Here is a 12,702-nt window from a genome sequence, read left to right on the forward strand (position 1 = left end):
GAGGTACTTCAGCCCTTCAAATCAACCTCATCCCTACAATCTCTTCCGCGCAACCCAGCATCCGACCGACATCGGTCACGTTCCCGAAATCATCGGTCACGTTCGCCGAAATACGCATCGGGATCGGGCTAAAACTCTTACGAAAGCGCCACGACATGCGTGCGGTCCCCTCATGTGATTTCTAGTTCTGTCGCTCCGGAGTCCCCAACGGACCCAAGCGCAGGGCCGAGCCTACCTTTGAGGGAGGAGGTTGCTTGCGCGCCCGTTGTGTGCGGTTGCGAAAAGTCGGGCCGGTGTGAAATACGGCACGGCTCGGGGCACGGCAGCGACGAGAGGGCCGCAAAGACATGCTTTGCGACCGCAGCGACAAGCGTAGGCAGCATTCCTTCACAGAATTTGAGCAGCGACAAAAAGCACCTCGCGGAAGGGCGAATAAGGTCGTCGGAAGGCTCGGTCTTTTCTGCCGCGGTCCGCTTTCTAGCTTTTGTGGCCGTGCACTCCACGCCTGAGAAAGTCGATTTGCCAGCGGTCGACGATGCCCGGATCGAATATCGGCAGACAGAAAGACCCGAGCGAAATGCCGGGTTGGGGCCAGAGGATGGCGTAGTAGCCCCCAGTTGGCTTCAAGCCACAACAAAAAAAGCAGAGCGAAAACGCAAAGACGCCGCTTGGGGATTTATGTCGCGAAATCGGGCGTTTGGACAGGGGGATTTCTGTCGGCTCGCTTCTAAGTCCAGGAATCAATCTGTGGGGGGAGATGGGAACAGGTCTTCTGCGGACGTGCCAATGAAGTTCTGTCGGCTTTCAGCTAATTCACAACCTTCTGGTGTCGAGTTGCAAAGGAAAAGCTGTCAATCTGCAAAGGAAATGCTGTCCTCGCGGGCTAGGGCAATACGGACGGACCAGAAACCCCGATCCTCCTCGCGCTACTCCTTCTTTGATTTTACATAATATACATTGTATTTATTTTTGGGCCAGCCTATTCGGCGCGTTTGCGCCCGCAAACCTGTCGCAACTAGGATCGGTTTTTTTGAGGAGGCATCGAGATGCTCGCCCAGTCCCCCCTGTTTGGCCGACGTGCCCATGCGCCCGAGCCAGAACCCGTTTCTCCCGTCATATCAGAACCCGTTGCCTTCAATCCGAGCGCAGATCAAGTCGCCAGGGCAACGATGAGCGCCGCTATGGACGGAGGCAGCCGTCTTGTTGTCGGCGCCAACATCAAGCTCAAGGGCGACCAGATTACGGACTGCGATACGTTAGTGATTGAAGGCGTGGTCGAAGCAAAGTTGAAGGCGCGCGTCATGCAAATTGCCGAGCATGGCGCGTTCAAAGGGACGGCCGACATCGAACTCGTGGAGATCCGGGGTCGCTTCGACGGCGCACTGACTGTGCATCAAACGCTTGCCATCCAATCGACGGGCAGCGTGGCTGGAACGATCCAGTACAAGCGGCTAGTGATCGAGGAAGGCGGACAACTGTCGGGCGAGATCAGTTGCCGCGATGCTACCGCCCTTCCTGCCTCGACTGTCTGACTTCTCCGGCCAGCCTTCGAGCAAAGCCTAGGAACGCTCACGCCGAACGCCGCGAGAAAGCGGGCGGGTGATATTGCTTTCCGGTCCATTGAGTCACCCTCCAGCCAGTTCCGGAAAATCCTCCACGGACTGGGTGCAGTGAGAAGCGGCCGTCATGGCGCGCAATCGCCGACGCCGCTCCCGGCGCAGAACTCTGGACAACGAACCGCCGGTAATCGCAGTGAAAAAGAGGTCGATGAATACGAGCAACGTGGGCGACTGGGCGCCTACCAGCCCAAACAGCTGTGAGAACATGGTGCAAGACAGACAAGAACGTGGCTGACGCCGCGCAAAGGCGACATCGATCCAGCAGGCGTAAAGGAAAGTCCCGCGGTTGCGGGCCGAACGCGTGGCTGCGCGCAAGCGTGATGCGAGAGCCGGACCGAAGCGAGTTCAGTCCCTGCGTGTGATTCCGTTATTGGACCAGCGGCCTGCTTTCTCGAGAATGAGATCGGTCCTAATCTCTCCGAGCGCTTTCGTTTGTCAGATCAGAAAGGCGCCAGGTCACGCCCGTCCTGTCACCACTTCCCGTCGCTGGGCTTCTTGCCCCGAACCGCTGCGCTCAGCAGTTGCACCGCATCGGTCCGATTGGCGCGCTGGGCGAAGTCGGTGGCCGTCATCCCCTGCTCGTTCTTCATGAGCGGATCCGCGCCCTCGTCCAAGAGCAGCTTCACGGCTGCGGTGGACCCGTACATGGCAGCCATCATCAACGGTGTCGTGCCGTTCGGCGACTGCGCATCGATGAAGGCGTCCTTGTCCAGCAGCAGCTTCATGATGTCCGTGTGCCCGTTGGTTGCCGCGTAGTGCAGCGGCGTCCAGCCGGGCTTGTTGATGTCCGCATCACGCTCGATCAGCATGACTACCAGATCCTGCTGGCCCTTGATCGCCGCCAGCATCAACGGACTCTCATCCTTCGGATTGCGCGCCTCGACGTCGGTCTTCGGTGAATCCAGCAGCACCTTAATCACCTTGGGTGACGGCTCCCGCAACGCGATCAGCAGGCCTGTCTGCCCTTTTTCGTCGCGCGTGTTCGGGTCGAACCCCCGCTCCAGCAGGCTTTTGACGCCGCTTGCGTTGTCGGAACGGACTGCTCGGAAGAAGTCTTCGAAAGAGCCTGCGTGTACCGCGAAAGATACTGAAAAAACAACCAGGTACAGCAGCTTCTTGAAGTGGTTTGTCATGTCTTTACCCCGTCAAACAGGGCTTCGAAGTTGTCGCTGGTCGCCTTTGCGATCGACTCGACCGGCATGCAGCGGAGTTGGGCGATCTGCTGCGCGACAAAGGGCACGTACGACGGGTTGTTGGTCTTGCCGCGGTAGGGCACCGGGGCAAGGTAGGGGCTGTCGGTCTCGATCAGCATGCGGTCGAGCGGGACGAAGGCGGCGACGTCGCGCAGATCCTGCGCCTTCTTGAACGTCAGGATGCCCGAGAAGGAGATGTAGAACCCGAGGTCGAGGGCGGCACGCGCCACCTCCGCAGTCTCGGTAAAACAATGGAACACGCCGCCGGCCGCCCTTGCCCCGCCATCCTCGCCCTCCTCCTTGAGGATTGCCAGCGTGTCCGCCGACGCTTCGCGTGTATGGATGATGAGCGGCTTTCGGACCTGTTGCGCCGCCCGGATATGGACGCGGAACCGATCACGCTGCCATTCCAGATCTGAAATGCTGCGACCGCCCTTCCGCTCTTCCATCTGGTAGTAATCCAGGCCGGTTTCACCGATGGCAACCACTTTGGGCAGCGCCGATCGCTGTACGAGATCCTCGACGGTCGGCTCGGCGATGTCTTCGTTGTCCGGATGGACGCCTACGGAGGCCCAGAAATTGTCATAACCGGACGCAAGCGCCTGGACGTCAGCAAATTCCTCCAGCGTGGTGCAGATGCAGAGCGCCCGATCGACTTGCGCGGCGGCCATTGCCGCGCGAATCTCCGGCATCCGGTCCGCAAACTCGGGAAAGGTCAGGTGGCAGTGGGAGTCTGTAAACATCGCGGAATTTCGGAATGGCGGTGCATCCACACCGCGTGCGGTCCGCGTCGCAGGAGGGCGGGACTCAGATGGTCTGGGTCGGACGATCGGACGCCATTGTGCCGCCCAGTGCCTCTTCGATGCGGGCCTTCAGCTGGCGCGACTTGTCGTCGGACGGAAACCGGATACCGACACCCGGCGCCCGGTTGCCCGCCGCACGCGCCGGCGTGATCCAGGCGACCTTGCCGGCCACGGGGTAGCGTTGAGGATCTTCGGGCAGCGTGAGCAGCACGTAGACATCGTCGCCCAGCCGGTACTCGCGCGAGGTGGGGATGAAGATCCCGCCCTCGGCGAACAGCGGAATGTAGGCCGCATAGAGCGCGCCTTTTTCCTTGATGGCCAGTTGAATGACGCTGGGCCTGGCAGGCGCGGAGGGGGTGGGGGCTGCTGGTGTGTTCATGGGCGACGGCGTCCCGAGTTTAGGGTGGTTCGCGCTTCGCTCACAAGCGCCTCCAGCATCAGGCCCGCATTGAAGGGATGTTCTGCGGTTTTTGCCGCAGTCGCCAGCGACCTCGACCACCGGGCCAGCGCAGCCCGCGGAGGTGCGGGAGGAAGATCGGCCGCCTCGAAGAACCGCGGCGCGGCGCCACTGTCCGTCGCCATGAGATCGTGGCAGACCTTCTGCAGTGCACCGATGGCCTGCGCTGGTGCCTGGTCGGCCAGCGCGCTCACGTCGCCTCGCGAAAGCGCCTTGGGCAGCAGGCTCCATGCCTTGGGCGATTGGCCCTGTCCGGCCAGCCGCAACGCGTCACTGGGTCGGCCGCCTGCGGCGCGCAACAGTGCGGTCGCGTCCGCGGCAGGAACGCCTTGCCCGACCAGCCACGCTTGCGCTTCGTCCGCTTGCGGCCACGGCAGCGTGAAGCCGAGGCAGCGACTGCGGATCGTGGGCAGCAACTGCCATGCGGCCTCGCTCGCCAACACGAATCGAACGTCACCGACGGGCTCTTCCAGCGTTTTCAGCAGCGCATTCGCGGTGACGGTGTTCATGCGCTCCGCCGGATACACCAGCACCGCCTTGCCGCGGCCCCGTGCGCTGGTGCGCTGGGCAAAGCCGACCGCGTCGCGCATCGCCTCGACACGGATCTCGCGGCTGGGCTTGCGCTTCTTGTCATCGATGTCGGCCTGCGATTTCTCGTCGAGCGGCCATCCCAGTTCCTGCATCGCGACTTCGGGCATGAGTACGCACAGATCGGCATGGGTGCGCACCTGGATCGCGTGGCAACTGGGGCAGTGTCCGCAGGCGCCCTCCTTCCCCCCTTGGTCCGGCTGCTCGCACAGCCAGGCGGCCGCGAGCGCAAGGCCAAGTTCATACTGGCCGAGACCCGATGGACCCTGAAGGAGCCACGCGTGACCGCGTTGACGCAAGAGTTCCGCGAGCGGTTTGCGCAACCACGGCGAGAGCGACGCCGCATTCATTGCATGACCTCTGCGGTGCGAGCTTGCCCGGAGCGTTTCGGCGCAGTGCTCACGGCGCACCTCCGCTGTCGGTAGCCACGAGTCCGCGCTCGGCCAACGCCGCCTCGATCTGCTGCCAGACCTGCTCGCGCGACTGGCTGGCATCGATGCGAGCGAAGCGCGGCGCATCGGCTGCACGTTGGGCATAGCCTTCCGCGACGCGCCGGAAGAACTCGACCGGCTGAGATTCGAACTTGTCCGGGATGCGCGCACCGGCCAGCCGCTCGGCCGCCGTCTCGGCAGGCAGATCGAACCAGACCGTGATGTCGGGTTGCAGCAGGGGCTGCGCCGCTCCCGGCTGGGCCTGCACCCATTGCTCCAGCGTCGAAAGCACGGCCGGATCGAACCCCCGCCCTGCCCCCTGGTAAGCGAAGGTCGCATCGGTAAAGCGGTCGCAGAGCACGACGTCCCCACGCGCCAACGCGGGCTCGATCACGCGCACGACATGGTCGCGCCGCGCAGCAAACACCAACAACGACTCTGTCAACGGGTCCATCGGCTGATCGAGGATGAGCGTGCGCAGGGTCTCCGCCAGCGGCGTGCCGCCCGGTTCACGCGTCCGCGTCACCCGGCGCCCTTGTGCCTTGAACAACGCCTCGAGCGCATCGATGTGGCTCGATTTGCCGGCACCATCGATGCCTTCGAGTGTCAGGAAGAGTGCCTTCATTGCCCGCTCCGCTGGTTCGGGTCGGCGTTCCGCTGATAGCGGTTGACCGCACGGTTGTGCTCGTCGAGCGAATTGCTGAACTGGCTGGTGCCGTCGCCCCGGGAAACGAAATACAGCGACTTGCTCTGCGCCGGCTGCACCGCCGCCAGCAGGGCGGCCTTGCCCGGCATCGCGATCGGCGTTGGCGGAAGGCCGTTGCGCAGGTAGGTGTTCCATGGCGAATCGGTCTGCAGATCCTTCTTGCGCAGATTGCCGTCGAAGCGCGTTCCCATCCCGTAGATGACGGTCGGGTCGGTCTGCAGCGGCATCCCGATGCGCAACCGGTTGATGAAGACAGCGGCGATCTCCGCACGGTCCTGCGCCTTGCCGGTTTCCTTCTCGACGATGCTGGCGAGGATCAGCGCCTCGTTGGGCGTCTTGAGCGGCAGGTCGGAGGCACGGGCGGCCCAGGCGGCTTCGAGCTTCTTGTCCATGGCGCGCATCGCGCGTTGCAGCAAGGCAAAGTCGGTCGAACCCTTGGAATAGGTATAGGTATCCGGGAAAAAGCGACCCTCCGGGTGCATGCCCGGCCGCCCGAGTCGCGCCATCACTTCCTCATCCGTCTGCCCGACCGTGTCGGGCTTCAACTGCTCGGCCTTGGCCAGCGCGGCGCGCACCTGGCGAAAGTTCCATCCCTCGACCAGCACGAGGCTCCGGGTCGCTTCCTCGCCGCGCACCAGCACGTTCAGCAAGAGGCGCGGGGTGATCCCGCGCTCCAGTTCGTAGCTGCCGGCGCGCATCTGCCGGTCCTGCCCGGAGAAGCGAAACCACAGGTACAGAAGTTGAGGCGGCACGTCCACGCCGGTATCGGCCACCGCCTGGGCAATGCCGCGCGGCGTGGTACCGGGTTCGATCGACAGGTCGACGTTGGGCGCCGGCAGTTTCAGCGGCTGGTTGACCCACCAGAGGCCGGCGGCGCCGACGCCCAGAACGACCAGGGCGGCCAGCAGAAAGAGCGTGAGAAGGAAGCGGCGCACGGGTTCCGACGAAGCAAGCAGACTGAAAAGGTGAAATGAAGCCCTGCGGACCGAGCGGAACGGGGCCGGCCATGATAATTCAGCGATGACCTCAGTCGTTCTGAATGGCGTGACCGCCCTCTCCCACCTCGGTGTCATTCGCGCCGATGGCCCCGACGCTGCCAGCTTCCTGCATGGCCAGTTGACCCAGGACTTCGCCTTGCTCGACGCATCCGAAGCCCGCCTGGCCGCCCTTTGCACGGCCAAGGGGCGCGCGATCGCCTCCTTCATCGGGATCCGGCCGGAGCCCGAACGCATCCTGCTGGTGTGCAGCCGCGACATCCTCGCCGCGACGCTCAAGCGTCTTTCGATGTTCGTCCTGCGCGCCAAGGCGAAACTGAGCGACGCGAGCGACGAGTTCACCCTCTACGGACTGGCCGGCTCGGCACTGACCGCCAACGGTATCGACGCAAGTTCGCCGCCCGGCCGCCACACCCTCGTGGGTGCCGCAAGCGCCGTCACGCTCTACCCTTCCGACGGCATTCCCCGTGCGTTGTGGATCGCGCCCGCCGGCAGCGCCGCACCCCAAGGCACCACGCTCGACCCCGCGCTCTGGCAATGGGGCGAAGTCCGCAGCGGCGTGGTCACGCTGACCTCGCCCGTGGTCGAGGCTTTCGTGCCGCAGATGATCAACTACGAATCGGTAGGCGGCGTGAACTTCAAGAAGGGCTGCTATCCGGGCCAGGAGGTGGTCGCGCGCAGCCAGTTCCGCGGCACCCTCAAGCGCCGGACCTACCTCGTGCAGGCCAGCGACGAGGTCGCAGCGGGCCAGGAAGTCTTCGCCGCCAACGACCGCGAGCAGCCCGTGGGGACGGTGGCGCAAGCCGCGCCGGCACCGAACGGCGGCTGGGCCGCGCTGATCTCGATCCAGATTGCCGCGATCGAGGCCGGCGGCCTGCATGCGGGCTCCGCCGACGGCCCGTCGCTCACCGTGGAACCACTGCCCTACGCGCTGCTGGAAGACATCTAGATGCCCCGCTACGTCGGACCGGTCTTCATGACGCCGATCGAAAAGACCTTCGGCACCGACCTGACCACCCGGACCTGAGACACGGTCAGGAAGTGCGCCACGGCCTGACCCGTTCGACGCCCCCCCGGCCCGCAGCGTTTCAGGCCAGCTTCTGCAACTCCGCGGCCAGTTCGTTCGGCATGTCGACCATCACATCGTGGCTGGTCGCCATCTTGATCACACGCCAGCCGACAGCGCCTTCGACCTTGGCCGCGAAATAGCGGAAGGGGCTCGGATCCCAGCTGTCGGCCAGGATGTACAGCCGCTCCTTGATCCTGTCGCCCGCGCCGGTCAGCAGCAGAGGCATCTCGAAAGTCGCCAACGCCTGCGGCCTGCAGAGCCGATCGACGCGCTCGCGGTGGGCCGGTCCGATGTTGAACATTTCCGCGGAAATCGGCTGCATCAACCCGCAGTTGTCCTGCAGCGCGGTGCCCCGGAATGCGCCCAGGAACAGCGCCGCCACTTCGGGCGCGAGCGCCTTCGACAGCAGGCCGTTCAACGAATCGCCGTTTTCCGGAACGAAGGCATCGAGATAGACCAGCGAGCGAATCCTGTCGCTCAGGCGGTCGGCGACGCCGGTGATGACCATGCCGCCATACGAATGGCCGACCAGGATGACGTCGTTGAGCTCTTCCCACTCGATGCAGCCGCAGACGTCGCGGATGTGCGTCTCGAGCGTGACGTTCTCTCTCGACTGATGAAAACGCTCACCCACACCGGTGTGCGTGGGCGTGAACACCGTGTGCCCCGCGGCACGCAGCGCGTTCGCCGTTTCCCGGTAGCACCAGCCACCGTGCCAGGCGCCATGAACCAGTACGAAATTGGCCATTTCTGTGTCTCCAGCTATTGGGGACGGCCATCTTGAGCGGCGCCTGTGCCGCGTGCCATCGGGTTATCCCGGCGAATCTGGAATCCGGCCCGTCAGAGCTTCCGGCGCATCTCGATGTGGGCGATGCCGGCTTCCTCGAAAGGTTCGCCGTGCGGCTGATAGCCCAGGCGCGCATAGAAGGCTTCCGCGCTGCGTTGCGCATGCAGGGTGACTTCGCGGTCGCCACGCGCCGCGGCCTCCGCCTCGAGTGCACGCAGCACGGCCGCGCCATGGCCGCCGCTGCGCAGCACGCGGTGCACCGCCATGCGTCCGATCCGCCCGACGCCCGGCGATTCGGGAACCAGCCGCCCTGTGGCGATGGCCTGGCCCAGCCGGTTGCGCGCGACCGCATGAACCGCGGTCGCGTCGTGCTCGTCCCATTCGAGTTCCTTGGGGATTCGCTGCTCCTCGATGAAGACCTCGCGCCGCACCTTGCCGGCGCCATCGCCGAGCTGGTCCCAGCTGCCCGTGACCACGTCGCGCATCGATTCGCCAGCCTCGTAGCCCGAAAGGAGCTCCCGCAGCAACGGCGGCACCGGCTTGGAGGTCTGCGTAGCGGGGTCGGCATACACGTAGACCAGTTCGCAGGTCACCAGCAGTTCGTCGCCACGGAAAAGGCCCCCATGGAAGAGGATCGACGAATTGCCCACGCGCTTGCACTTCATGCCGACATCCAGCACGTCGTCGACCCGCGCGGAGGCGTTGAACTCGATCGTCGCCTTGCGCACGTACAGATCGCCGCCGAGCGCCAGCATCGCCTCCTCGTACGGCAACGCCATCGCGCGCCAGTAGTCGGCGATCGCGGTGTCAAAGTACATGAGGTAGTGGGCGTTGAAGACGATCTTCTGCATGTCCACCTCGGCCCAACGCACGCGCAGGCGGTGGAAGAAACGAAAGTCGGATTTCCTGAGGGTCGCTGTCATGGTTGCAAGGCTTCTTTGAGTGCGCGCGCCGCGTCGGCATGGGCCTGCAGCGCTTCGGGGATGGCGCGGCCCATCTTGACGAATTCGTGGATCACGCCGCGATAGATTTCCAGGTCGACCGGCACGCCGGCCGCGCGCAGCTTGTCGGCATAGGCGATGCCTTCGTCCACCACCGGATCGTATTCGGCGAGGCCGATCCAGGCGGGCGCGACGCCCTCCACGTCCTCGGCGTTGAGCGGTGCGAAGCGCCAGTCGTCGCGGTCGGACTCGGCGTTCACGTACAGGGTGAAGAAATAGGTGATGAGCGCTTCGCCGAGCAGCGGACCCTCGGCATATCTCAGGTGCGAAGGCGTGTCCTGGTGCGCGGCCGTGCCGGGATAGATCAGCATCTGCAACGCGACCGGAATCCCTGCGTCGCGCGCGAGGATGGCGCAGACCGCCGCCAGCGTCCCGCCCGCGCTGTCCCCGCCGACCGCGATGCGCGAGCCGTCGAGCCCCCACTGCGCCGCGTTCCTGGCCAGGTGCGCGAAGGCATCCCACGCATCGTTCGACGCCGTCGGAAACTTGTGCTCCGGCGCGAGCCGGTAGTCCACGGACACCACCGCGCAGCCACTCTTTTCGCTCAGCACGCGGCACAGGGTGTCATGGGTGGCGATGCTGCCGACGGTAAAACCGCCGCCGTGAAAGAACACCAGCACCGGCAGGACTTCATTGGAAGGCGCATACAGGCGGGCAGGTAGCGCGTAACCGTCGCGGGCGGGCAAACTGAAGTCCTCGACGCGAGCGAGCTGCGGCTTGGGCACTTCGAGCACGCCGGCGCCTTTTTCATACGCGGCCTTGGCCTCGGCGGGCGCCAGCGAATGCAGCGGTGGTCGGCCCGCGCGCGCCATGCGATCGACCACGCTGGCCATCTTGGGGGTGAGCGCGATCATCCCGTCAGCGCCCGCCCGTTGTCCCGACGGCGTCAAGCGCAAGGGTTTTATGAGTGTCCAAGATGCTCCGTGCTTGTTAGATTCGAAGGCCCGCATCGTACCGTCCGCACCAACGTCGCATCACCCATGGCTCTCATCCAGTACCTCACCCAGATCCAGTTCGACTTCGGCGCCATCCAGTTGCTTCGCAGCGAATGCGAGCGCATCGGCATCACGCGTCCGCTGGTCGTGACCGACGCCGGCGTGCGCGCCGCGGGCATCCTGCAGAAGGCACTCGATGCGCTCGGCGATCTGCCGGTCGCCGTGTTCGACCAGACGCCCTCCAACCCGACCGAGGCCGCCGTGCGCGCCGCGGCCGCGATGTACCGCGAAGGCCGCTGCGACGGTCTGATCGCCGTCGGCGGCGGTTCCGCCATCGACTGCGCCAAGGGCGTTGCGATCGCCGCCACGCACGAAGGCCCGCTCAAGACCTACGCCACCATCGAGGGCGGCTCGCCGAAGATCACCGACCGCGTGGCACCGCTGATCGCGGTGCCCACCACCAGCGGCACCGGCAGCGAGGTGGCGCGCGGCGCGATCGTCATCGTCGACGACCACCGCAAGCTCGGCTTCCACAGCTGGTTCCTGATGCCCAAGGCCGCGATCTGCGACCCGGAACTCACGCTGGGCCTGCCACCCCGCCTTACCGCCGCAACCGGCATGGACGCCATCGCCCACTGCATGGAAACCTTCATGTCGGCCGCGTTCAACCCACCGGCCGACGGCATCGGCCTGGACGGACTCGAACGCGCCTGGGGCTACATCGAACGCGCGACCAAGGACGGCAGCGACCGCGAGGCGCGCCTCAACCTGATGAGCGCCTCGATGCAGGGCGCCATGGCCTTCCAGAAAGGGCTGGGCTGCGTGCACTCGTTGAGCCACAGCCTGGGCGGTGTCGATCCGCGCCTGCACCACGGCACACTCAACGCCCTCTTCCTGCCCGCCGTGATCCACTTCAATGCCGGCGCCGAATCCGTGCAGAAGGACCAGCGCCTGCAACGCATGGCGCAGGCCATGCACCTCGATTCCGCCGGCGACCTCGGCGATGCGATCCGCGACATGTGCGCCCGCCTCGACCTGCCCAAGGGCCTGGCCGAAGTGGGCGTGACGCCGGACATCTTCGAAAAGGTGATCGACGGCGCGATGGCCGACCATTGCCACAAGACGAATCCGCGGCTCGCCACGCGCGACGACTACCGCCAGATGCTCGAAGCGTCGATGTAGCCGGCGCGGACCGTGCTCAGGCTGCTCGCGCGGTCTGGCCCAGCAGCCAGTCACGGAACAAATTCATCGACGGGGTGATCGGCCGCGAGCGCAGCCGCGTCAGCCAGTAGTCGCCGGTGACGACTTCGATCAGAAGGGGTTGCGCAAGCCGTCCCTCCCGAAGTTCTCGCTCGAACATCGATGCCGGTGCGAGCGCCACGCCCGCACCCTGCATTGCTGCCTCGACCATCAGGCGCGAGGAATCGAACACCGGCCCGCGAATCGTCGGCGCATCGACGCCGGCGGCGGCGAACCAGCCGGGCCAGTCTTCGGCACGATAGGAACGCAGCAGCGTCTCGTGCACCAGGTCCTGCGCGCGGCGCACGCGCGCCGCGACGGCGGGTGCGCACAACACCGTCAGCGGCGCCGACAGCAGATGATCGGCGTAAAGGCCTGGCCAGTTGCCGTCTCCGAAGCGGATCGCGAAATCCAGCCCTTCCGCCGCGAGGTCGACCACGTTGTTGTGCGTCATGAGTCGCAGGTCGATGAAGGGGCAGCATTCGCGAAACAGCCGCAGTCGGGGCATGAGCCAACCGACCGCGAAAGTGCCGACGACGCCGATGCTCAGCACCTCGAAGAAGTGCCCGTTGTCGAATTGCTGGATCACCGCCTCCATGCGGCCGAAGGCATCCGCCAGCACCGGCAGCAGCGCGTGGCCTTCGTCCGTCAGCGCCAGCCCGCGCGGGAGCCGACGGAACAGGGCGACGCCCAGGCGGCCTTCCAGACCCCGCACCTGCTGGCTCACCGCGGCCTGGGTCACGTGAAGTTCGGCTGCGGCAAGCGTGAAGCTTGCATGGCGCGCGGAGCATTCGAACGCGCGCAAGGCATTGAGCGGAAGGTGAGGACGCGCCATTCGAGACCCAAGATTTTCTTTTGTGATCCAGAAAATACCATCGT

The 12,702-nt window shown here is 65.1% G+C and carries 13 protein-coding genes; 3 read left to right on the top strand and 10 right to left on the bottom strand.

Going from position 1 to position 12,702, the window contains the following annotated elements; genetic code table 11:
• Positions 1 to 1,046: 1,046 nt before the first annotated feature.
• The gene (locus ACSFBL_RS21040) at positions 1,047 to 1,532 is read left to right on the top strand and encodes a bactofilin family protein (RefSeq protein WP_435517764.1); all 486 of its coding nucleotides are present in this window, start codon (positions 1,047 to 1,049) and stop codon (positions 1,530 to 1,532) included.
• Positions 1,533 to 2,089: 557 nt separating this feature from the next.
• Here ACSFBL_RS21040 and ACSFBL_RS21045 read toward each other — a convergent pair.
• The 6 genes from ACSFBL_RS21045 to mltG form a co-directional block, all read right to left on the bottom strand.
• Positions 2,090 to 2,752, bottom strand: coding sequence for an ankyrin repeat domain-containing protein (locus ACSFBL_RS21045; RefSeq protein WP_435517765.1), 663 nt, complete (start codon positions 2,750 to 2,752; stop codon positions 2,090 to 2,092).
• Positions 2,749 to 3,555: a TatD family hydrolase gene (locus ACSFBL_RS21050; RefSeq protein ID WP_435517766.1), complete on the bottom strand. Its 807-nt coding sequence runs from the start codon at positions 3,553 to 3,555 to the stop codon at positions 2,749 to 2,751. The genes ACSFBL_RS21045 and ACSFBL_RS21050 overlap by 4 nt, the downstream gene beginning before the upstream one ends.
• A 64-nt stretch (positions 3,556 to 3,619) precedes the next feature.
• Positions 3,620 to 3,994: a PilZ domain-containing protein gene (locus tag ACSFBL_RS21055; protein ID WP_214685382.1), complete on the bottom strand. Its 375-nt coding sequence runs from the start codon at positions 3,992 to 3,994 to the stop codon at positions 3,620 to 3,622.
• Positions 3,991 to 5,010: a DNA polymerase III subunit delta' gene (locus ACSFBL_RS21060; RefSeq protein ID WP_435517767.1), complete on the bottom strand. Its 1,020-nt coding sequence runs from the start codon at positions 5,008 to 5,010 to the stop codon at positions 3,991 to 3,993. The genes ACSFBL_RS21055 and ACSFBL_RS21060 overlap by 4 nt, the downstream gene beginning before the upstream one ends.
• Positions 5,011 to 5,059: 49 nt before the next feature.
• On the bottom strand, positions 5,060 to 5,716 hold the full coding sequence (gene tmk, locus ACSFBL_RS21065; RefSeq protein WP_435517768.1) for a dTMP kinase: 657 nt from the start codon (positions 5,714 to 5,716) through the stop codon (positions 5,060 to 5,062).
• Positions 5,713 to 6,732: an endolytic transglycosylase MltG gene (gene mltG / locus ACSFBL_RS21070; protein WP_435517769.1), complete on the bottom strand. Its 1,020-nt coding sequence runs from the start codon at positions 6,730 to 6,732 to the stop codon at positions 5,713 to 5,715. Before mltG ends, tmk begins: the two co-directional genes overlap by 4 nt.
• Positions 6,733 to 6,817: 85 nt before the next feature.
• Here mltG and ygfZ point away from each other — a divergent pair, with 85 nt between their 5' ends.
• Positions 6,818 to 7,741, top strand: a complete 924-nt coding sequence (gene ygfZ, locus ACSFBL_RS21075) for a CAF17-like 4Fe-4S cluster assembly/insertion protein YgfZ (protein WP_435517770.1) — start codon at positions 6,818 to 6,820, stop codon at positions 7,739 to 7,741.
• Between the two features lie 139 nt (positions 7,742 to 7,880).
• Here ygfZ and ACSFBL_RS21080 read toward each other — a convergent pair whose 3' ends face one another.
• The 3 genes from ACSFBL_RS21080 to ACSFBL_RS21090 form a co-directional block, all read right to left on the bottom strand.
• On the bottom strand, positions 7,881 to 8,609 hold the full coding sequence (locus ACSFBL_RS21080; protein WP_435517771.1) for an alpha/beta fold hydrolase: 729 nt from the start codon (positions 8,607 to 8,609) through the stop codon (positions 7,881 to 7,883).
• A gap of 92 nt (positions 8,610 to 8,701) precedes the next feature.
• The gene (locus tag ACSFBL_RS21085) at positions 8,702 to 9,571 is read right to left on the bottom strand and encodes a YbgC/FadM family acyl-CoA thioesterase (protein ID WP_435517772.1); all 870 of its coding nucleotides are present in this window, start codon (positions 9,569 to 9,571) and stop codon (positions 8,702 to 8,704) included.
• Positions 9,568 to 10,503 (bottom strand): alpha/beta hydrolase, encoded by a 936-nt coding sequence (locus tag ACSFBL_RS21090; RefSeq protein ID WP_435517773.1) that lies wholly within the window; start codon positions 10,501 to 10,503, stop codon positions 9,568 to 9,570. Before ACSFBL_RS21090 ends, ACSFBL_RS21085 begins: the two co-directional genes overlap by 4 nt.
• Before the next feature lie 126 nt (positions 10,504 to 10,629).
• Here ACSFBL_RS21090 and ACSFBL_RS21095 point away from each other — a divergent pair, with 126 nt between their 5' ends.
• Positions 10,630 to 11,766 (top strand): iron-containing alcohol dehydrogenase, encoded by a 1,137-nt coding sequence (locus ACSFBL_RS21095; protein WP_435517774.1) that lies wholly within the window; start codon positions 10,630 to 10,632, stop codon positions 11,764 to 11,766.
• Between the two features lie 16 nt (positions 11,767 to 11,782).
• Here ACSFBL_RS21095 and ACSFBL_RS21100 read toward each other — a convergent pair whose 3' ends face one another.
• Positions 11,783 to 12,658: a LysR substrate-binding domain-containing protein gene (locus ACSFBL_RS21100; protein ID WP_435517775.1), complete on the bottom strand. Its 876-nt coding sequence runs from the start codon at positions 12,656 to 12,658 to the stop codon at positions 11,783 to 11,785.
• Positions 12,659 to 12,702 lie beyond the last annotated feature (44 nt).

Origin of the sequence: Variovorax glacialis, assembly GCF_051216375.1 — a bacterium.
In the GTDB taxonomy this organism is placed as follows: Bacteria; Pseudomonadota; Gammaproteobacteria; order Burkholderiales; family Burkholderiaceae_C; genus Variovorax.